At 62.8% G+C, this 18,700-nt stretch carries 22 protein-coding genes and 1 pseudogene; 7 read left to right on the forward strand and 16 right to left on the reverse strand.

The window, feature by feature from the left end; genetic code table 11:
- Positions 1 to 42: 42 nt before the first annotated feature.
- Both A7A09_RS10825 and A7A09_RS10830 read right to left on the reverse strand, forming a co-directional pair.
- A complete protein-coding gene (locus tag A7A09_RS10825) occupies positions 43 to 531 on the reverse strand; it encodes a PaaI family thioesterase (protein WP_245999304.1) in 489 nt (162 codons plus the stop codon).
- A 2-nt stretch (positions 532 to 533) separates the two neighbouring features.
- Positions 534 to 1,139, reverse strand: coding sequence for a TetR/AcrR family transcriptional regulator (locus tag A7A09_RS10830; protein WP_106691426.1), 606 nt, complete (start codon positions 1,137 to 1,139; stop codon positions 534 to 536).
- A 105-nt stretch (positions 1,140 to 1,244) separates the two neighbouring features.
- Here A7A09_RS10830 and A7A09_RS10835 point away from each other — a divergent pair, with 105 nt between their 5' ends.
- The 4 genes from A7A09_RS10835 (at position 1,245) to A7A09_RS10845 (ending at position 6,214) form a co-directional block, all read left to right on the forward strand.
- Positions 1,245 to 2,330: an efflux RND transporter periplasmic adaptor subunit gene (locus A7A09_RS10835; protein WP_211341116.1), complete on the forward strand. Its 1,086-nt coding sequence runs from the start codon at positions 1,245 to 1,247 to the stop codon at positions 2,328 to 2,330.
- Complete coding sequence (locus A7A09_RS21855) at positions 2,330 to 2,608, forward strand: efflux RND transporter permease subunit (RefSeq protein WP_211341108.1); 279 nt, start codon at positions 2,330 to 2,332, stop codon at positions 2,606 to 2,608. Before A7A09_RS10835 ends, A7A09_RS21855 begins: the two co-directional genes overlap by 1 nt.
- A complete protein-coding gene (locus A7A09_RS10840) occupies positions 2,605 to 5,439 on the forward strand; it encodes an efflux RND transporter permease subunit (protein ID WP_211341109.1) in 2,835 nt (944 codons plus the stop codon). The genes A7A09_RS21855 and A7A09_RS10840 overlap by 4 nt, the downstream gene beginning before the upstream one ends.
- Positions 5,440 to 5,557: 118 nt before the next feature.
- Positions 5,558 to 6,214, forward strand: coding sequence for a winged helix-turn-helix transcriptional regulator (locus A7A09_RS10845; protein ID WP_106691428.1), 657 nt, complete (start codon positions 5,558 to 5,560; stop codon positions 6,212 to 6,214).
- Positions 6,215 to 6,233: 19 nt separating this feature from the next.
- Here A7A09_RS10845 and A7A09_RS22090 read toward each other — a convergent pair whose 3' ends face one another.
- The 11 genes and pseudogenes from A7A09_RS22090 to A7A09_RS10900 form a co-directional block, all read right to left on the reverse strand.
- Positions 6,234 to 6,413: a transporter associated domain-containing protein gene (locus tag A7A09_RS22090; RefSeq protein ID WP_106691429.1), complete on the reverse strand. Its 180-nt coding sequence runs from the start codon at positions 6,411 to 6,413 to the stop codon at positions 6,234 to 6,236.
- 379 nt (positions 6,414 to 6,792) lie between these two features.
- Positions 6,793 to 7,272 carry a DUF6173 family protein gene (locus A7A09_RS10855; RefSeq protein ID WP_106691430.1) on the reverse strand — a complete coding sequence of 160 codons (480 nt, stop codon included), beginning with the start codon at positions 7,270 to 7,272 and terminating at the stop codon, positions 6,793 to 6,795.
- 78 nt (positions 7,273 to 7,350) lie between these two features.
- Positions 7,351 to 7,587 (reverse strand): chromate transporter, encoded by a 237-nt coding sequence (locus tag A7A09_RS10860; RefSeq protein ID WP_436277795.1) that lies wholly within the window; start codon positions 7,585 to 7,587, stop codon positions 7,351 to 7,353.
- Positions 7,588 to 7,636: 49 nt separating this feature from the next.
- Positions 7,637 to 7,981 (reverse strand): PadR family transcriptional regulator, encoded by a 345-nt coding sequence (locus tag A7A09_RS10865; RefSeq protein WP_245999281.1) that lies wholly within the window; start codon positions 7,979 to 7,981, stop codon positions 7,637 to 7,639.
- 30 nt (positions 7,982 to 8,011) lie between these two features.
- A pseudogene (locus A7A09_RS10870) lies at positions 8,012 to 8,789 on the reverse strand (SDR family oxidoreductase).
- 51 nt (positions 8,790 to 8,840) lie between these two features.
- Positions 8,841 to 9,527: a ribulose-phosphate 3-epimerase gene (gene rpe, locus A7A09_RS10875; protein WP_106691431.1), complete on the reverse strand. Its 687-nt coding sequence runs from the start codon at positions 9,525 to 9,527 to the stop codon at positions 8,841 to 8,843.
- Between the two features lie 136 nt (positions 9,528 to 9,663).
- The gene (locus tag A7A09_RS10880) at positions 9,664 to 9,969 is read right to left on the reverse strand and encodes a hypothetical protein (protein WP_106691432.1); all 306 of its coding nucleotides are present in this window, start codon (positions 9,967 to 9,969) and stop codon (positions 9,664 to 9,666) included.
- Between the two features lie 34 nt (positions 9,970 to 10,003).
- Positions 10,004 to 10,624, reverse strand: coding sequence for a hypothetical protein (locus A7A09_RS10885; protein ID WP_106691433.1), 621 nt, complete (start codon positions 10,622 to 10,624; stop codon positions 10,004 to 10,006).
- Between the two features lie 92 nt (positions 10,625 to 10,716).
- Positions 10,717 to 12,039, reverse strand: a complete 1,323-nt coding sequence (locus A7A09_RS10890) for an ATP-binding response regulator (protein ID WP_245999283.1) — start codon at positions 12,037 to 12,039, stop codon at positions 10,717 to 10,719.
- Positions 12,029 to 13,198: an FIST N-terminal domain-containing protein gene (locus A7A09_RS10895; RefSeq protein ID WP_106691435.1), complete on the reverse strand. Its 1,170-nt coding sequence runs from the start codon at positions 13,196 to 13,198 to the stop codon at positions 12,029 to 12,031. Before A7A09_RS10895 ends, A7A09_RS10890 begins: the two co-directional genes overlap by 11 nt.
- Entirely contained in the window at positions 13,198 to 13,905 is a 708-nt protein-coding gene (locus A7A09_RS10900; RefSeq protein WP_106691436.1) for a response regulator, read from the reverse strand. The genes A7A09_RS10895 and A7A09_RS10900 overlap by 1 nt, the downstream gene beginning before the upstream one ends.
- Before the next feature lie 176 nt (positions 13,906 to 14,081).
- Here A7A09_RS10900 and A7A09_RS10905 point away from each other — a divergent pair, with 176 nt between their 5' ends.
- From A7A09_RS10905 to A7A09_RS10915, 3 genes are all read left to right on the forward strand, one after another.
- A complete protein-coding gene (locus tag A7A09_RS10905; protein WP_106691437.1) occupies positions 14,082 to 15,062 on the forward strand; it encodes an ABC transporter substrate-binding protein in 981 nt (326 codons plus the stop codon).
- Between the two features lie 61 nt (positions 15,063 to 15,123).
- Positions 15,124 to 15,837, forward strand: a complete 714-nt coding sequence (locus tag A7A09_RS10910; RefSeq protein WP_106691438.1) for an ABC transporter permease — start codon at positions 15,124 to 15,126, stop codon at positions 15,835 to 15,837.
- Positions 15,827 to 16,435 (forward strand): ATP-binding cassette domain-containing protein, encoded by a 609-nt coding sequence (locus A7A09_RS10915; protein ID WP_106691439.1) that lies wholly within the window; start codon positions 15,827 to 15,829, stop codon positions 16,433 to 16,435. Before A7A09_RS10910 ends, A7A09_RS10915 begins: the two co-directional genes overlap by 11 nt.
- 36 nt (positions 16,436 to 16,471) lie before the next feature.
- Here A7A09_RS10915 and A7A09_RS10920 read toward each other — a convergent pair whose 3' ends face one another.
- Genes A7A09_RS10920 through A7A09_RS10930 form a run of 3 tightly spaced genes read right to left on the reverse strand, consistent with a single transcriptional unit; the run spans position 16,472 to position 18,647 of the window.
- Entirely contained in the window at positions 16,472 to 17,212 is a 741-nt protein-coding gene (locus A7A09_RS10920) for an amino acid ABC transporter ATP-binding protein (RefSeq protein WP_106691440.1), read from the reverse strand.
- Positions 17,209 to 17,883 (reverse strand): amino acid ABC transporter permease, encoded by a 675-nt coding sequence (locus tag A7A09_RS10925; protein WP_106691441.1) that lies wholly within the window; start codon positions 17,881 to 17,883, stop codon positions 17,209 to 17,211. Before A7A09_RS10925 ends, A7A09_RS10920 begins: the two co-directional genes overlap by 4 nt.
- Positions 17,883 to 18,647 carry an amino acid ABC transporter substrate-binding protein gene (locus tag A7A09_RS10930; RefSeq protein ID WP_106691580.1) on the reverse strand — a complete coding sequence of 255 codons (765 nt, stop codon included), beginning with the start codon at positions 18,645 to 18,647 and terminating at the stop codon, positions 17,883 to 17,885. The genes A7A09_RS10925 and A7A09_RS10930 overlap by 1 nt, the downstream gene beginning before the upstream one ends.
- Positions 18,648 to 18,700: the final 53 nt, after the last annotated feature.

The raw sequence follows: 18,700 nt of genomic DNA on the forward strand, positions 1-18,700 counted from the left end.
GGCTGCTGCCTGTCGTCGGGAAGGCGGATGCCAACGCAGACATCACGGCCTTTGCCCCATGACCAGGCATGTAGAGGTGCCGTGAGCATGGAGTCGGCCTTGCGAATCTTCGATCCTGCCCTCCAGCGTGATGACGGTCCGGCCGCGCGAAACCACCTGACCGATGATATGCATTTCACCGGAATCGACCCTTATCGGACGAACGAATTTGGCGGAGGTTTCATGTGACGGGCAGATCTCGCCACGCGAGAGCGTCGTCATGGCGGCCAAAGCCATGGCGGTGTCGAGCATCGTCATGATCCAACCGCCATGCATGGTGTTCAATGGATTGCAGAACCTTGCTTCGGGTTTGGCCCGAAGTTGGATCTCGCCTTCTGCAGCGGGTGGAAGCAGGGCGAAGGGGAGAGTTTCCGCCATGGATGGCAGCGGGAGGCTTCCATTTGCCAGCGCCGTGACCATCTCGAAGCCGGAATACTCCGCCAATCTGATACTGGAAGATGCGCCGCCATGCGTGACGCCCGGTGAGTTCATTGTCACTGGATTGCCCCTCCTGCGGTATCTTCGGCAGACGCCGCCGCCAGCAAGCTGTCGGCAGCCGCGTGCAGGATTTGCTCTGACAGATGCGGATCATTGACCGATCGCGAGAGAACCAGCGCCCCGACCATCGTCGAGAGGATGTTCATAGCCTTGCCGTCACGCTCTTTCTCGTCGGTCTCGGCAATCATGCCGTTGAGCAATTCGAGATGCGTCCTGATCCCCGCCTCGAATGACGCTTTCACCTCCGTGCTCTGTCTGGCGGCATCCGAGCCGAGCGCCACGATTGGGCAGCCGTCCATCCGCTCTTCCCGATGTTCGGGGCTGAGATACATGGAGATCACCGCGCCAAGCGGATCGTCGGGGCTCTCACCGGTTGCGGCCGACCATCGGCGGGTGGCCCCCTCGAATGCCCGCCCGGATGCCTGGACCGCCAGATCCTCTTTTGACTCGAACTGCTTGTAAAAGGCGCCCTGCGTCAGCCCGGCACCTTTCATCAGGTCTTTCAGTCCTATGCCGTCGAAACCGCGCTCTCGAAAGAGGCGGCTTGCCACATCGATCACGGCTTGGCGGTTTTTTTCTGCCTGAACACGACTCACCCGCATCTTCGGCCTCCTTTTAGATTGTATTCGTAATCCATATCCTATATAGAGTTCGAATGCAATCTATTTTGACATGAGGCTACGCAGGTGAAAAAGAGAACCGCAATCATGCTGGGAAGCATTCCGATCGCAGCGCTGGCGGCAGCATTTTTCCTGCTTCCGCTTCATACGCATGAAGCCTCCGCTGTCAGCGATCCCCGGCTGAAACCGCCGATTGTCAGGCTGGTAACGGCTGAGCGAATGACTGGCGCCGAGCGCGGTTTCACGGGTGTCATCGCGGCGAGGGTCGAGAGCAATCTCGGCTTCCGCGTCGGCGGCAAGATCGTGGAACGGCTTGTCGATACCGGCCAGGAGGTCAAGGCAGGTCAGCCATTGATGCGAATCGACGATACCGATCTTCGCCTTGGGCTTACGGCAAAGCGCAACGCGGTTACCGCAGCGCGTGCCATAGTCGTCCAAACGGAAGCGGATGAGCGGCGATATGCCAGGTTACTGGAAAATGGATGGGTGACGCGACAGCGCCACGAGCAGGCGAGGGCTGCGCTGGATACCGCCAAGGCACAGCTTGCCGCTGCCGAGGCCGAAGCGGAGGTCGCAGGAAACGAGTCGGAATATGCGACATTGCTGGCGGATGCGGATGGCACGGTGGTCGAAGCATTGGGTGAACCGGGACAGGTCGTCTCTGCCGGGCAGACGGTGATCCGGATCGCCCGGGCCGGTCCCCGTGAAGCGGTGGTCACGCTTCCCGAAACGATCCGGCCGGCGATCGGTTCAAAAGCCGAAGCAAATCTTTATGGGGGCGAGGGAGACAGTTCCCCGGCATATCTCAGGCAATTGTCGGATTCGGCCGATGCCCAGACCCGCACTTATGAAGCGCGCTATGTGCTCGACGGTGACGCCGCGAGGGCGCCGCTTGGTGCGACAGTCACCATCCGGCTTGCAAGGCAGACCATTCGCCCGGAAATAGAGGTCCCGCTCGGAGCCGTGCTCGACGACGGCCAGCAGGTCGGAGTCTGGGTTCTGGACAGCGCGGCTTCGACCGTACATTTCCAGCCCGTCGGCCTGGACCGGGTGACCAGCGAAACTGCCGTGATAACGGGGGTGAACTCGGGCGACCGGGTCGTTTCGCTTGGAGCTCACCTCTTGCAGGAGGGCGCACGCGTCAGGATCGCGTCCGAGAACGGAGGCAACTGATGGGCCTCAACCTTTCCGCGCTCGCCGTTCGCGAGCGTGCTGTCACCCTGTTCTTCATCATGCTGCTGGTGGCTGCCGGGGCCTTTGCCTTCCTGAAACTCGGTCGGGCGGAAGATCCCAATTTCACTATCAAGACCCTCACGGTCTCCGCGGCATGGCCGGGCGCGACCGCGCGTGAAATGCAGGATCTGGTTGCCGAACCGCTGGAGAAGCGGCTTCAGGAACTGACCTGGTATGATCGGGTCGAGACGACGACACACCCCGGCTACGCTATATGACGGTCACATTGCAGGACAGCACACCGCCCGCCGCCGTGGAGGAGGAGTTCTATCAGGCACGAAAGAAGCTGGGGGATGAGGCGCGCAACCTCCCCTCCGGCGTTTTCGGCCCCTTCGTCAACGACGAGTATTCGGACGTGAGCTTTGCGCTTTATGCGCTCAACGCCAAGGGCATGCCGATGCGCGAACTGGCCCGGCAGGCCGAGGTGATCCGCCAGGATCTTCTGCATGTGCCCGGCGTCAAGAAGATCAATATCCTCGGGGAGCGTCCCGAGCAGATCTTTGTCGAGTTTTCCCATGCCAAACTGGCAACCCTTGGCATATCGGCACAGGATATGATCGCCGCCTTGCAACGTCAGAACACGGTCACACCGGCCGGTTCGATCGACACTCAGGGGCCCCGGGTCTTCATTCGGATCGATGGTGCTTATGATGGCATCAAGGCGATTGCGGACACGCCCATCATCGCCGCAGGACGAACACTAAAACTCTCGGACATCGCGGAAATCCGCCGTGGCTACGAGGATCCTCCGACCTATCTCATCCGACGCAAGGGTGAACCGACCATCCTGCTTGGGGTTGTGATGCAAGAGGGTTGGAACGCCCTTGCGCTTGGCGAGGCGCTTGAAGAAAAGACGGGCGCGATCGCCCGGGATCTGCCGCTCGGGATATCGCTCGAAAAGGTGAGCGATCAGGCCATCAATGTCAGCCATGCTGTCGGTGAATTCATGCAGAAATTCGCGACGGCGCTTGGTGTGGTGCTGTTGGTGAGCCTGCTCAGCCTTGGCTGGCGCGTCGGCATTGTCGTGGCGGCTGCCGTTCCCCTGACACTCGCCGTCGTGTTTCTCATCATGCTGGAAACCGGCCGGTTCTTCGATCGCATCACGCTTGGCGCCCTCATCCTGGCACTCGGTCTCCTGGTGGATGACGCCATCATCGCCATCGAGGTGATGGTGGTGAAAATGGAAGAAGGCATGGATCGCATCAATGCGGCGGCCTATGCATGGAGCCACACCGCGGCACCGATGCTGTCAGGAACGCTCGTGACGATCGCCGGATTCCTGCCGGTGGGCTTCGCCCGCTCGGCTGCTGGCGAGTATGCTGGCAACATCTTCTGGATCGTGGGGTTCGCGCTGATCGTGTCCTGGATCGTCGCGGTCATTTTCACCCCCTATCTTGGTGTCAAGATGCTGCCCGAGATCAAGCCGGTCGCAGGTGGCCATCAGGCGATCTACGACACGCCGAACTATCGCCGCCTGCGAAGCGTCATCACCTTTGCCGTGCGCCGTAAATTCCTGACCTGCGCGGTTGTCGGGATTGCCTTTGCGGTTTCCGTTGGCGGCATGGGCGCTCTCAAGCAGCAGTTCTTCCCGACTTCCGACCGGCCCGAAGTGCTGGTGGAAATACGTTTACCGGAAGGCACCAGCATCGAAACGACGACCGCCACGGTCAAGACGCTTGAAGACTGGCTGCAAGATCAACCCGAGGCCGAGATCGTCACCAGCTATGTCGGTCAGGGCGCACCGCGGTTCTTCTTTGCGATGGCCCCGGAACTGCCCGATCCCGCCTTCGCCAAGATCGTCGTGCTGACCCCGGACGCGGAAGCGCGCGAAGCCCTGAAACACAGGCTCCGCGAAGCGGTCTCGGAGGGGCTTGCGCCCGAGGCCCATCTGCGCGTCACGCAACTGGTATTCGGCCCCTACACGCCGTTCCCGGTCGAGTTCCGGATCATGGGACCGGACCCCGCTCAATTATACAGTATTTCCGAGAAGGCGCTCGACATCATGCGCGACGTCCCCGATGTCAGGCAGGCCAACCGGGATTGGGGTAGCCGCACGCCCGTGTTGCGGTTTGTCCCGGATCAGGACCGGTTGAACCTTATCGGCCTGTCGCCCGCCGAGGTCGCCCAGCAACTGCAATTCCTGCTGTCGGGCATCACCGTTACCCATGTCCGTGAAGACATCCGCGATGTCCCCGTCGTGATGCGCAGTGCCGGTGGCGAGCGGCTGGACCCGGCGCATCTGGCGGATTTTTCCCTGACCAGCCGGGAGGGTCGCGCGATTCCGCTCGACCAGATCGGCCATTCCGAGATTCGCCTGGAAGAGCCGATCCTGAAACGTCGCGATCGTATGCCCGTCATCACCATCCGCTCGGATATCAACGAGGCCACTCAGCCGCCGGAAGTCTCGGGGGAAATCATGACGGCCCTTCAGCCGTTGATCGCCTCGCTTCCGGCCGGCTACCGCATTGAAATGGGCGGTTCGAGCGAAGAGGCCGCAAAGGCCAATACCGCGCTGGCGAAGATCTTTCCGCTCATGATCGCCGCCACGCTGATCGTCATCATGCTCCAGGTGCGATCCTTCGCGACGATGGCCATGGTCGTTCTGACTGCGCCGCTTGGACTGGTCGGAGCCGTTCCCGTGCTGATTTTCTTCAATCAACCCTTCGGGTTCAACGCCATTCTTGGCATGATCGGACTGGCCGGGATCCTGATGCGCAATACGCTGATCCTGACCGAACAGATCAAGGAGAACCGCGCCGCTGGCCTCGACGACTATCACGCCGTGATCGAAGCCACCGTGCAGCGCACGCGACCGGTCATCCTGACGGCCCTTGCCGCCGTCCTGGCCTTCATCCCTCTCACGCATTCCGTGTTCTGGGGATCGATGGCCTATACGCTGATCGGCGGCACGGCAGCCGGCACGGTGCTGATCCTGCTCTTTCTGCCGGCGCTCTATGCCGCGTGGTTCCGGATCAGGCCGGTTTCTGACGATACCGAGGCTGATTCATTCGAGGAACCGGGGATGTCAAAAGCAATGGCTGCCGGATGAGGGTGCTGTCACGTGAAGCGGCGAAATGATGTGCCCGGGACATTCGCCGTTGCACCCGTCCAGAAAGCCTCCCCGACTGGCAGCGTCAGCCACCGAAGCCTGCCGACGGAATGAAAACATGCCGGATTATCCAAAGGCTTCTCCCATGCGGTATGACGAAGGCAGCCCGGAGGCTCATGCACTGAATCTGGTTGGCGACCGATGGCCGCTACTTGTCGTTCGCGAACTGATATTCGCGCCCAAACGCTTTCAACGGATCCGCGCTGGCCTGCCCGGCATTTCCGCAAATGTGCTGTCCCGGCGGCTTGCGCAGCTTGGTGCGGCCGGGGTTATCGTCCATGACGAAAAACAGAGATTCTACGCCCTCACCGAGATCGGAAGAGAACTGCTGCCGGTTATTCACGAACTATGTCGTTGGGCGGTTGCAGTGCCAGGTCATGACCTATTTCGTTTCATCAGCCCCACGGCTCTGATGATCTCGATGAATGCCGTTCTTGTGCCGGAACGCGCTCGAGGGCGCGAAGCGATTGCGGGCTTTGATTTCGGCAGCGAAGCGTTCGAAGTCAGATTGACCGGAGGAAAGCTGCAAGTTATCGCCGTCAACTGCCCTGAGACACCGTTTGTTCTTTCGGGGAATGGAAACGGGCTCGCGGAGGGGATCTTGGGTGCAGTCCCTTTGCCGGAGCTGATGGCAAAGGGTATGGTCTCCGTGAGTGGCGATGTCGCGGCGGCAAGCGAGTTTCTATCTTTGTTCAACATGAGGCAAGCATCGTGAACATGCTTGTTGGTTCCTGTCACGCGGGATTGTGCAAACACCGGACGAGCAGTTTGTCGATCCGGCGATTGTTTACATACACGACCTCGATCCACCATCCGCCAAGTTCGAAATGCTCGCCCGGTTGCAGCAGTATCCCCATTTTCTCCACCGCGAGACCGACCACCGTCTCCTGGTCGTGATCCCCGTCGAACCCCAGTGCGCATCACCCCGGCGATCATCCGCCGTTTCCATCACGTCGGCAGAGCGGGACTCGATCGGGACCAGCCAGATTTCCTCACCTGTTACACCATTATCCGGGGTTCCGGACTGGCCGAGAATCGCCAGCACGAGCTTGCCCAAGACCAGCGACAGATGAGCGATCGCGACCACGACGCTGCCAATAACGATGGTTTGCGCGACGGTGGTGCTCAGCCCGGCGCAGGCAGAATGCCATCCCGGAGAAAATGCAGGACAGGATGCCGACCGGGGTGACGCCGATCTGCAAGCTGGACAGGAAGCTGCATGTTCTAGCGGTTTCCCGCAGGTTTCATCGATCTTCCGGCGCTGATGCGGTCCTTGTTTTCCTGCACCGCCTTCTATGGCGGGTCAGTTCCGTCGTCACGCTCGGTATTTTCGCGGACATCTTCTAGGAAACCTACCCTGTAGGGCTCATTCTTGATCGGTCTGACCGCGACCAGCATGAAGTTCAACTGATCGATATGCTGGATCAATGTCACCGTGTTGCCTTTGGGGTCCAGGCCGTGGAATTCGATCAGACTGGGATTCTGATACGATATCGCGCGGATATGCAGCTGCGCCGCAAGGCCGAAATTGGCCAGTTGCAGGCCGATTTCCTCATCCTCGTCCAGATTCGCCTCGAATTGCCTGATCCGATGGCGCAGATGGTTGAAGATAAGGGAAGCCTCATGCAGTTCGAAATTATCCTCGGTGATTTTGGTCTGGCCAGCGGCCTGTGCCCCCTGTCGCCGAAGCTGTTGGCGCTGTTCGGCCACCATCTTCTGCGCCACTATTTCCGAGAAATCCACATCGTCGGGTTGATCGTCGGTATCGGCCATTTCGCCTCGTTCATTTTGCAGTATGACGGTCCTGCTGCGGAAACCTTATCAGCCGACAGGCCGGGCGCAATAGGACCGTCAAATAGAGTTCTGCGAACGGGCATCAGGACCGCCGAGCGCTGCAGCACCCGATGCGGACAGCACCAGCAGAATCGCCGAAGGTAACATGAAGGCCGCCCATGCCGCGCCCGGCGGGCCGCCACGCAGCAGCCCGGGCGCGAAGCTGACCTGGCTCGATGCAGGTCCCGGCAGGAACCGGCAAAGGACGGCAAGACCGGCAAAACCTCGCTCGGCGATCCATTTGCGGCGCTGCACGAACTTGTCGCGGAAATAACCCAGGGTGTCGATGGGGCGCCGGAAGAGGTCAGGCCAAGTTTGAGAAAGGCCGTGAACACTCTCGGGCCGAGCCCTTCCTTGGCCGCTTGGTCCTCGTGTCGGGTCGCCTGCGTCCCTTGCCCGTGATGGCATGGAGCTTGCGGACCGCCCGCCCGTTCCGCTCCTCGCGGTAGGTGAGGTAGCCGTCGCGCTCCATCTTGTGCAGCATCGGATAGGGCGTGTCCGGTGACAGGCGGTAACCATGACTTGCCAACTCGTCGATCATCCACTGGCCGTAGATTTCATGTTCGGTCGCGTGGTGCAGGACATGCAGTCTGACCAGGCCCGACAGTGGGTCACGGTGTTCCGGGGTTTCAATGAGATGTCGAAACACTAGGAGCACCGGTCCCGGCAAGGGCCCGCCTCAGACCGTCACGTTCAGCGCGCCGCCATCTAGCAGGATGTTCTGGCCGATGATGAACCGCGCCTGCTGGCTGCACAGGAAGGCGCAGGTGGCGCCGAAATCCCCGGGCTGACCATAGGCACCGGCGGGGATGCCCGATTGCCGCTTCTTGCGGGCCTCTTCGATGGTGATGCCGCTGTTCTCGGCGACACCCTTGTCCAGGCTGTCGGCGCGGGCGGTGGCATGGATGCCCGGCAGGATATTGTTGACGCAGACGCCATGCCCGGCCACCTGCCGCGACATGCCCGCGACAAAGCCAGTCAGCCCGGCCCGCGCGGTATTCGACAGACCCAGCACCGCGATGGGCGAGCGCACCGACTGCGAGGTGATGTTGACGACCCGGCCCCAGCCACGTTCCATCATGCCGGGAACCAGCGCTTGCATCAGCGCGACCGCCGACAGCATGTTCGCGTCGATGGCCTTGATGAAATCCTCGCGGCTCCAATCCGTCCATGTGCCCGGAGGCGGGCCGCCCGCATTGGTCACCAGGATATCGGCCTGGCCGGTGGCAGCGAGCACGCGTTCGCGGCCCTCATCCGTGGTGATATCGGCGGCGACAGGCGTGACTTGGACACCGTATTTGTCTGCGATCTCTTGCGCGGTCCGGGTGACATCGGCTCGGTGCGGCTGTTGATGACCAGATCGACGCCTGCCTCGGCCAGTGCCTCGGCGCAGCCGCGTCCCAGCCCCTTGGAGCTGCGCAAACCAGCCCCCGTTTTCCCTTGATCCCCAGATCCATCACGTCCTCCTGTTTCTTCGCGGCAGAGCAAACGCCTGTGCGGCGGGATTGTCAAACCGCTTGCGCGGCCTCGCGAATGGCACGGATATTACCGCCATAGATGGCGGGCTGATCGACCGAGCCACCCTTGAAGACGGCCGAGCCTGCGACCAGCACATCGGCCCCTGCCTTGGCGACCAGGGGTGCGGTTTTCGCATCGATGCCGCCATCGACCTGGATATGGATCGGCCGGTCACCGATCATGCCGCGCAGCCGGGCGATCTTGTCGATCTGGCTGTGGATGAATTTCTGCCCGCCGAAACCGGGATTCACGGTCATCACCAGCACCGTGTCGCACAGGTCCAGAAGATATTCGACCGCCTCGACCGGCGTACCCGGGTTCAGCGCGATCCCGGCCTTTTTGCCCGCCCCCCGGATCGCCTGCAGGGTCCGGTGTGGATGCGGTCCGGCCTCGACATGGGCGGTGATCATGTCGGCGCCTGCCTCGGCATAGGCGTCGATATAGGCATCGACCGGGGCGATCATCAGATGCACATCCATGAAGCCCCGAACATGCGGACGAAACGCCTTCACCGCCGGAGGACCAAAGGTCAGGTTGGGCACGAAATGACCATCCATGACATCGACATGCACCCAATCGGCGCCCTCGGCCTCGATGGCCCGGATCTCGCGCCCGAAATCGGCGAAATCGGCAGAGAGGATCGACGGGGCGATCTTGATGCGGCGGTCGAAATTCATGGCATGTCCCTCTTGCGGTCGTCGCGATATCCAGCCCGGCACGGTGACATGACGGGAAAGCCGTTGGTTTCGGTTATGGTCGAAAACGGCTTCCCGTCAACCGCAAGCCGACAGGTGTCCCGTCGGGTCGTGCCTGTCAGAAGCAGAGGATCTCGGCTTCGGCCTCGGCTCGGCGCAGGCGGGCGACGATTTCGGTCATCTCTGCCATGCCCTTGAACATCGAGGCGCGTTCACCGGTGACCTGCCGCATCCGCAGCACTGTCTCGGCGCTGACGTAATCGTCATAGGGCAGCACCGAGGCGATCTGGTCGATGGCGCAAGAACAACGGTCCAGCATTTCGCGGTTCTGCCCGTTCGTGGCCATGCAGGTGAAAACATATTCGGCGCGGGCATTGGTCGGATAGTCGTTCACGGCCTGCGCCCATGCCGCGGGCGCGGCCATCGCCGCAGCATGGCGATCACGATGATGGCCCGTTTCATTGCAGCACCATGCGGTTGATATAGCCCGGCGCGTCGCCCTCGGTCCGGGCCTGCAATTCGCGGATCGGGGCTTCGGGTTCTTCATCCAGCGTAAAGGTCAGGGTCAGCGTTTCGAAGCCCTTCATCTGCGCGGCATTGGGATCGTCTTCGAATGGCTGGAAAGAGGCGATGTTGCCGTCCTGGGAAAGTTCCCCGCCTCGAAACAATGCGTCCTTCATGCGGTTGCGGATGTAATAGGGGCTGCCGCCGGTCAGCTTGGCGATGTCCCGGGTGGTCTGTTCAAGGAAGAAGGTCAGCACCGGATCGCCGCCCGAGATCGGAAACGGTCCGATCTCGCGGGTCCGGTTGTCGGTCTCCTGGGTCAGTTGCAGGGCCGGCTGGTTGTCGGATGGGTCGATGACCTCGTTCAATGTGACCGAGCCATTCTCGACATGCAGGAAACCGGCGGCGTCCGGGCCGTCCACATGTACCGACCAGCTAAGCCCTTCTGGTTCGAGGGACCATGGTCCCCGTTCTGCGAAGACCATGTCCCCGGCTTCGCCCGCGACCAGCGGTGAAGCTGCGACAAGGCTTGCGGACAGCCCCAGCCACAGCGCGGTGGCGATGCTGCGTTTCATTGCCGTTCCTCCCATAATGCCGGACCAGAGTTGCGCTCTGCGGTCCGAAGAACAAGTCCCGCATGGCCATCTCTCAGCCCTAGGTCGCAGCCTCAACTCAGAAGCCTGACCAGAATCTCGCTCAGTTCGGCAGGGCGCACGGGTTTCTCCAGTAGCGGCACCCCCATTGAGGCACAGCGGCGTGCGATCTCGGGATCCCGGTGAGCGGTCACCACCACGGCGGGAATATTCCTGCCCGCCGCGTCCCGCAGCGCCAGAATCGACGCGAGCCCCGTATCGTCGCCTTCCAGGTTGTAATCGGCAAGGACGATATCGGGCGGCTCTTCGCCCATCGTGGCAAGCGCTTCCGCCGTGCCGCCGGTCACGCGGGCGACCATGCCGAGGCGCTCGCCCAGGATCATCTCGTAGCCGCGGCGCATGCCATGATCGTTCTCGACAACCAGTGCAACACGCCCGCGCAACACATGGCTGGACGCATCGCTTGCCTTCGGATGCTGCTGATGCGTGCCGTCGATCAGCGGCAGGCCGACGCGGAACAAGGTGCCGCGCATCGCCTCGGAACTCAGGCTGATCGGGTGTCCCAGCTTGTTGCAGGCCCGCCGCACGATAGACAGGCCCAGACCCATGCCGGGGGTGCCGTTATCGTTCCCGAGCCGCTGGAACTCGTCGAAGATCCGGTTGCGGTCCACCGCCGGGATCCCCACCCCGCTGTCATAGACGCTGAGCCAGCCGGTTGCGCCACGTCGCCGGACCCCGACCACGACACCGCCGCGATTGGTATACTTGATCGCGTTCGAGACCAGGTTCTGGGCAATCCGGCGCAGGAAGACCGGGTCGCTTTCCACCACCGCATCGGTCGGGGCAAAGCTGAGCCGCAGGCCCTTTGCCTCTGCCAGGGGTGCGAATTCGGCGGCGAGGCGGCGAAACAGTTCCCCCAAGGGGACCGGCTGGCGGTGGAACTCGATGCGCTGGCTGTCGAGGCGCGATATGTCGAGAACGGCATGCATCAATTGCTCGACCGATTCGAAAGCGCCCGACAGGCGTTCGGTCAATTCCTTCTGCTGCTCGTCCATCGGCGTGTCGGTCAGCGCCGACAGGAACAACCGGGCGGCCGAAAGGGGTTGCACCAGGTCATGGCTGGCGGCGCGAAGGAAACGGGTTTTCGAGCGGTTGGCCTCTTCTGCGGCGGCGCGGGCGACGGCCAGTTCGCGGTTGCGCTGTGACAGATCGGCCATCGCCTGCTCAAGCTGCCTTGTGCGGGCCAGCACCTCCTGTTCCAGCGCGACGGCGGCCTGGAACATCGACCAAGCCGAGCCCCGCGTCTCTTCGAGCCGGTCGATGCGGTCGATCAGGACGTCGGTGATGCGCCTCAGTTTCTCGACCTGCCGATGCGGCGGATCGCTGTCACGCAGCATTATGCGCCTCTCCTTCCGGGAAGGGCGGCATGAAGGCCACGCCCACGAAGGTCTGGTTCACATGCATGCCGCTATGCTGTTCGCCATAGGTGTTGAACCCCGCGACACGGTAGCGGGTGAACATCTCGGACATCGTATCCATCAGTCCGGCACGCTCCAGCGCCAGCCGCCGCAGGATGCAGTCGAAGCCCAGCACCATCAGCGGCGGGCGCGGCAGTGCCTCCAGCGCTTCCGCGAAACCCTGGGTCATGTCGTCGCTGCGTCCAAGCGTCAGCACGGTGCCCGTGTCGATGGAGGACATCAGCGACAGCCCGCCATCCTCGGTCAATTCGCTTATGGCGCGGACGTGATGGCGCCGGCCCATCCGCAACAACAGCGGGTGGCGGGCGAATTCGGTCGGGGTCAGGTCCTGCATGGCAAGCCCGATGATGCGGGCATATTCCTCGGCTGCGGGTTCTGCATTCAGCTCGACGATGCGGCGCTTGTCGGGGATCGCGGCGGTGACCACGGCGCGGGTTTCGGTCGGGCTGAAATGGGCGAAGGTCACTTCGCTGACGGCCAGATCGGTCTCGACCAGCAGGAAGACGGCGGCATTGCTGGTGACCTCGCCATCGACCAGCAGGGTCGTTTGTCGGAAATCCAGCGCATCGCCTGCCGAACCGCCCAGGACAGGCACCGCGGGCAAAGCGGCCTCGATCGTCGAAACCAGCGCATCCTCCTGTCCGGCAACGCCATCGACCAGCAATAGCCCGAATTGCGAGCGCGCGGCATCGGGGCCGAAATTGCGATGCATCCGGCGCAGCATGGCCATCCAGTCCGAAACGGGGAGTGTCGCCAGGTTGCGCAGCATGATCGCTTCCGCCCGGAAACTGCTGCGGGGAAAGCCGATCGCGACCACGCTGCCCGAACTATAGCCGCAGGGGCCGATTTCTCCTGCCGAAGAGCAGCCGCATATCACGCATTCCGGCGGCAGGGCGGCTTGCAGGTCTCCGCCCAGCTTGGCAAGACCCTCGCCGGCGGCCCCGAAAACCAGCACGAGCCCGGGATCGGCGGCGCGCAGGCCGGCCAGGAGACGATCCGCCAGATCGGCGGCGTCGCGGTCGGCCTGCACGGCCACCGGCCCGGCGACGTCCTCCTTCGCGACCGGGCCGGTATCCATCAGCAGGCCTCGAACAGCCTGATCGAATTGGCGAGCAGCACCGCCTGCGTGCGCCTGCGGGCGTTGATCTTGGACATGATCGCGGTGATATGGGTTTTCACCGTGGCCTCGGCGATGGACAGCTCATAACTGATTTCCTTGTTCGCCTTGCCCAGGCAGATCAGTCGCAGGATGCGCATCTGTTGCGGCGTCAGCGTGGCAAAGCGGCGGGCCAGTTCGGCCCTCGCCTCGTCCTCGGCACCCGCCTGATCGGGCTCGTATCCCTCGGGCGTGACGAATTCGCCGTCCCACATACGGCGCAAGCTGTCGACCAGCGCCTCACGGCTCAGCGATTTGCTGATATAGCCCTGCGCTCCCGCCGCCATCGCGGCGGCGATCATAGCGCCTTCCAGATCGGCCGAGATCATGGTGATCGGTACTTCGGGCAATTGCCGGCGCAGGGTCACGATCCCCTCGGCCCCACGGGCATCCGGCAGGTTCAGGTCCAGGATCACAGCATCGGGCGCGCCCTGCGCCTTGATCTGCTCGATCGCGGCGCCCAGGCTGCGCGCGGTGCGTACATTCTTGAGGCCAAAGCTGATCTTCAGCGTCAGCGCGAGGGCGTCGCACATCAGCGGGTGGTCGTCCACGATCAGGATCTCGCGGACCTGATCGGCATTCGGTCGTGGCGTCTGCGGCGGCTTCGCCTGCATGGCTGCGGCGGTCATGGTTTCTCCTCCCTTGGCAATGGCGTCGTGGCGGCACCGCCCCCCAACAGCATCCGCACCTCCATAACAGATTGTAGGGCGGCTTGTAGACAACGCAAGTCCGAAGCTAAGACTTCGGTGCTATTGTGGCCGGTTGTCGGCCATGTCACGCTGATACCGCATTCAGGAGGATCTCGATGAGCTCGACCCGCAGGGGGATTGCTACCTTATGCGTCGCCATGGCCGTGTCCGCGGCCGTTTTCCCCGCTTTCGCGGAATCCCCGGTTATCCGCATCGGCACGCTGGAGAATGGCACCGTCAACTGGGAATTGCAGACGATTCTCGGGCAGGGGTTTGATCGCGATAACGGCTTCACATTGGAGGTGGTGGCGCTGGCGGGAAACCCGGCCACGCAGATCGCGATGCAGGGGGGCGAGGTCGATTCGATCGTTTCGGATTGGCTGTGGGTGGCGCAGCAGCGCGCCTCGGGCGCGGACTTCACCTTCCTTCCCTATTCCAGTGCCGTGGGCGGATTGGTCGTGCCTGAAGGCAGCGATGTCCAGGATCTCGCCGATCTTGAGGGGCAAAAGATCGGCATCGCGGGCGGACCCGTGGATAAAAGCTGGCTGATCCTGCGGGCCTGGAACCGGCAGCGGAACGGAGAGGACCTGGCCAATGTCACCGGGCAGGTCTTTGGCGCTCCGCCGGTGATCCGGAATGCCGCCGAGACGGGAGAGATCGCAGGAGCGGTGAATTTCTGGCATTACCTGGCCAAGATGAAGGCCGGGGGCATGCGCGAGGTGATCAGCGTCTCGCAAGCGGCGACCGATCTGGGGCTGGACCCGACGACGCCCCTTCTGGGTTACGTGCTGCGTGATTCCTGGATCGAAGAGCATCCGGAACTGGCGCAAGGGCTGGCGAGCGCGTCGCGGCAGGCCAAGGAATTGCTGGCCGGTGACGACGCTGCATGGGAAGACATTCGGCCGATCATGAATGCCGCCGATGATACCGAATTCGAAGCGCTTCGCGAGGGCTGGCGCGCGGGCATCCCGCCAGAGGGGGATGTGGACCGGGGCAATGCGCAGAAGATGTTCTCGATCATGGCGGAACTGGGCGGCGAGGATCTGACCGGCGGTCTGACCGAACTGCCCGAAGGGCTGTTCGGGTCGGGTGAGTAGGGCGCGCCGATACCCCTGGCAAAGCCCCGGCACTGTTCCGGGGCTTTTGTCGCTAGTGGCGATGCTGTTGCTGTGGACCCTGGTGGCGATGTGGTCGGACAATCCCCGGACCATGCCCGCGCCATGGGCCGTCGCCGCCCGGATCGGGCAGATCGCCGCCTTGGGAGAGCTTTGGTTCCATGCCGGGATGACGCTGTTCCGGGTGCTGGCGAGCTTCGTCCTGGCGATGGCCGTCGGACTGTTGATCGGGCTGTGGATGGGCCGGTCGCGCGGGGCGGATCACTGGCTGAACCCGGGGCTGGTGATCGCGCTGAACCTGCCTGCGCTGGTCATCATCGTGCTCGCCTATATCTGGATCGGGCTCAACGAGGTGGCGGCGGTGGCGGCTGTCGCGCTGAACAAGATCCCGTTGGTGATCGTGATGATCCGCGAAGGCACGCGCGCCTTGCGCCCTGATCTGGACGACATGGCGCGGGCTTTCCACATGTCATCGCTTGATCGCCTCCGGCATGTGGTTCTGCCGCAGCTTGCGCCGCATGTCGCCTCTGCTGCGCGGGCGGGTATCTCTTTGATATGGAAGATTGTTCTGGTGGTTGAATTCCTTGGCCGCTCGAATGGCGTCGGCTTCAAGATCCATCTGCTGTTCTCGAATTTCGACGTGACCGGCGTGTTGGCCTGGGCGCTGGCATTCGTCGCGGTGATGCTGGCCATCGACATGTTCGTGCTGCGGCCATGGGAGGCTCGTGCCAATCGCTGGAGGCGCGATGAGGATTGAACTGAAAGGAAAATCCTTCGCCGGGCATGAGGTTCTGGGGCCACTGACGCTGGAGATCGGGCGGGGCCAGCGCGTCGCCGTGCTGGGGCCGTCGGGGATCGGCAAATCGACGTTACTGCGGATCATCGCGGGGCTGGACGAAGAATTCAGCGGCAGCCTGTCAGGGGATGACCGGCTGGCAGTGGTGTTCCAGGAGCCGACCTTGCTGCCTTGGCGCAGGGCATTGGAAAACGTCACGATTCCAGCCGGTTGTGATGAGAGTGCGGCGCGTGACCTGATGGCTCGGGTCGGGTTGTCGGGGCGCGAGGAACAGTTTCCGCGCCAGATGTCACTGGGACAGCAACGCCGCCTCGCGCTGGCCCGCGCCTTTGCCGCGAGGCCCGATATTCTGCTTATGGATGAACCCTTTGCGAGTCTCGATACCGAGACCGCGTCGCGCATGATCGGGCTGACCTCGGAACTGCTGGAACGCAGCGGGGCCGGGTTGCTTCTGGTCACCCATGATCCCGGCGAACCGGCGAGGCTTGGGGCGAGGCCGGTGCAGTTGGGCGGCAATCCGGCGGTGCTGCGGGATCAGGACAACGGAACCGACACATGACCATGACCCGGCACCGCGCCGTCCGCCCTTCTTCCGTCAGCCCACGCGGCGCAGGAAAGCACGGGTGCGTTCGTCCCGCGCATTGCCGAATATCTGGGCGGGCGGACCCTGCTCGACGATCCGGCCGCCTTCCATGAACACGATCCGGTCGGCGATCTCGCGGGCGAACTGCATCTCATGCGTGACGATCAGCATCGTCTGGCGGCCATCCGCGATGCGGCGTATCAGGTCCAGGACCTCGCCCACCCATTCCGGATCCAGCGCGCTTGTCGGTTCGTCGAACAGCATCAGCTCGGCATCCAGCGCCATCGCGCGGCCGATCCCCACCCGCTGCTGCTGCCCGCCCGACAGTGCCGAGGGATAGCTGTCGCCGCGATCCCCAAGGCCGATCTGCTGCAGGATCTCGCGGGCGCGCTCCTCGGCCTTGGGTTTGGGCCAGTTCCGGACCGTGGTCAGCCCTTCCATGATATTGTCACGGGCGGTCTTGTTGGCGAAAAGCGCATAGTTCTGGAAGACAAAGCCGGTCCGCCGCCGCAGCGCCAGCATATCGGCCTTGCCGGCCCTTGCCGCATCGACCGACAGGTCGCCAATCGTGATCCGCCCCTCGTCAGGAGGATCGAGGAAATTCAGGCAGCGCAGAAGCGTCGATTTGCCGGTCCCCGATGGGCCGATGACTGCCACGCGCTCGCCGGGTTTCAGGCAAAGGTCGATGCCGTTCAGCACCGTGTTACCGCCAAAGCGCTTGACCAGCCCGGCGATGTCGATCTCGCAACTCATCGCGCCACCGCCTTTCCAAGATGCAGTTCCATGCGGCGCTGACCGACCGAGAGGAGCTCGACAATGGCCCAGTAGAACAGCGCCACGACGAGGAATGCCTCAAGATACAGGAAGCTGCCCGCTGCCTCTTTCTGGGCGGCGCCCATCATCTCGGTCACGCCGAGGGTGAAGGCCAGCGAAGTGCTTTTGATCATGTCAATGAAATAATTCATCAATGTCGGCGCGGCGGTGCGTGCCGCCTGCGGCAGGACGATCCGCCGCAACAATTGGCCCTGGGTCATGCCGATGGACTGCGCGGCCTCCCACTGGCTGCGGTCGACGCCAAGGATCGCGCCGCGGATGCTTTCGGCCATATAGGCCGAGAAATGCATGGTCAGCCCGAAGATCGCCGCCGTCACGCCGTCGATACTGGTGAGGAAGCTCAGCATCTGGGGCAGGCCGTAATAGAACAGGAACAGCTGCACCAAGAGCGGCGTGCCCCGGAAAAAGCTGATGAACACCGCCACGACCCGGTCCAGCACGGGGATTTTCAGCACCCGCACAATGGCCAGCAGCGCCGCCAGCACCAGCGCCGCGACCATGGCAATCACGGCCATGAACAGGGTCAGCGGGATATAGCCGGCGATGACCGGCACCAGCTCCCACATATAGGCGATGTCCAGCGGCCGCATCAGTCGGCTTCAGCCAGTGGCTTGGTCACATCCGCATCCAGCCATTTCTCGGAGATCTCGGCCAGCGTCCCGTTTTCCTTCAGCGTGGTGATCGCGGCATCGACACGGTCGCGCAGGGCATTCCCGGCCTCGTCGTTGCGGAAGGGCAGGGCGTTGCGGATCTCGTCGAAGGGCTGTCCGGCCAGCGCCAGCGGCAGCGGGCTTTTCGCGATCACCTGCGCCGAGGACACGCGGTCCATCACGAAGGCATCGACGCGGCCAAGCGCCGTGTCCTGCTCGATATTCGATTCATAGGTGCGGATGTCGATCTCGTCCGCATAGGGCAGGTTGCGCAGTAATTCCTCGAAATTCGAGCCCAGGTTCACCGCGACCGAGCGGCCCTTGAGGCTTTCGGGGCCGGTGATCTCGCCCTCGTTGCCCGCCTTCACCACGACCTGTGCGCCGTCATAGACATAGGGCTGGGTAAAGGTGAATTTCGCCTCGCGTTCCGGGGTGATGGTGATCTGGTTCGCGACCGTGTCGATACGGCCCGATTCCAGCGCGCCGATCAGGCCCGAAAAGGACATGGTGACGAATTCGACCTCGTCGCCGGTTTCCTCGGCGACGGCGCGCATGAAATCGACCTCGAATCCCTGCAACTCGTCGGTGCGGGTGAAGGTAAAGGGGAAATAGCCCCCCGACATGCCGACGCGGATCGTCTCGGACAGGGCGGGGGCGGTGAATGCCCCAAGGGCAAGGATCGCCGAAAGAATGGTCTTGCGCATGATGGACTCCTTCATGGTTCGGCAGACTAGATCGGTCCTTTCGATGATGACCA

The sequence above is a fragment of the Paracoccus methylarcula genome, assembly GCF_003007735.2.
GTDB classification, from domain to species: domain Bacteria; phylum Pseudomonadota; class Alphaproteobacteria; order Rhodobacterales; family Rhodobacteraceae; genus Paracoccus; species Paracoccus methylarcula.

Coding starts and splice junctions, on each gene's coding strand:
- A7A09_RS10835 (WP_211341116.1), top strand. CDS start 1,245: ATGCTGGGAAGCATTCCGATCGCAGCGCTGGCGGCAGCATTTTTCCTG.
- A7A09_RS10905 (WP_106691437.1), top strand. CDS start 14,082: ATGAGCTCGACCCGCAGGGGGATTGCTACCTTATGCGTCGCCATGGCC.
- A7A09_RS10930 (WP_106691580.1), bottom strand. CDS start 18,647: ATGCGCAAGACCATTCTTTCGGCGATCCTTGCCCTTGGGGCATTCACC.
- A7A09_RS10840 (WP_211341109.1), top strand. CDS start 2,605: ATGACGGTCACATTGCAGGACAGCACACCGCCCGCCGCCGTGGAGGAG.
- A7A09_RS10895 (WP_106691435.1), bottom strand. CDS start 13,198: ATGGATACCGGCCCGGTCGCGAAGGAGGACGTCGCCGGGCCGGTGGCC.
- A7A09_RS10885 (WP_106691433.1), bottom strand. CDS start 10,624: ATGAAACGCAGCATCGCCACCGCGCTGTGGCTGGGGCTGTCCGCAAGC.
- A7A09_RS10890 (WP_245999283.1), bottom strand. CDS start 12,039: ATGCTGCGTGACAGCGATCCGCCGCATCGGCAGGTCGAGAAACTGAGG.
- A7A09_RS21855 (WP_211341108.1), top strand. CDS start 2,330: ATGGGCCTCAACCTTTCCGCGCTCGCCGTTCGCGAGCGTGCTGTCACC.
- A7A09_RS10855 (WP_106691430.1), bottom strand. CDS start 7,272: ATGGCCGATACCGACGATCAACCCGACGATGTGGATTTCTCGGAAATA.
- A7A09_RS10900 (WP_106691436.1), bottom strand. CDS start 13,905: ATGACCGCCGCAGCCATGCAGGCGAAGCCGCCGCAGACGCCACGACCG.
- A7A09_RS10915 (WP_106691439.1), top strand. CDS start 15,827: ATGAGGATTGAACTGAAAGGAAAATCCTTCGCCGGGCATGAGGTTCTG.
- A7A09_RS10880 (WP_106691432.1), bottom strand. CDS start 9,969: ATGGCCGCGCCCGCGGCATGGGCGCAGGCCGTGAACGACTATCCGACC.
- A7A09_RS10910 (WP_106691438.1), top strand. CDS start 15,124: ATGCTGTTGCTGTGGACCCTGGTGGCGATGTGGTCGGACAATCCCCGG.
- A7A09_RS10920 (WP_106691440.1), bottom strand. CDS start 17,212: ATGAGTTGCGAGATCGACATCGCCGGGCTGGTCAAGCGCTTTGGCGGT.
- A7A09_RS10845 (WP_106691428.1), top strand. CDS start 5,558: ATGCCGGATTATCCAAAGGCTTCTCCCATGCGGTATGACGAAGGCAGC.
- A7A09_RS10925 (WP_106691441.1), bottom strand. CDS start 17,883: ATGCGGCCGCTGGACATCGCCTATATGTGGGAGCTGGTGCCGGTCATC.
- rpe (WP_106691431.1), bottom strand. CDS start 9,527: ATGAATTTCGACCGCCGCATCAAGATCGCCCCGTCGATCCTCTCTGCC.
- A7A09_RS10830 (WP_106691426.1), bottom strand. CDS start 1,139: ATGCGGGTGAGTCGTGTTCAGGCAGAAAAAAACCGCCAAGCCGTGATC.
- A7A09_RS10825 (WP_245999304.1), bottom strand. CDS start 531: ATGAACTCACCGGGCGTCACGCATGGCGGCGCATCTTCCAGTATCAGA.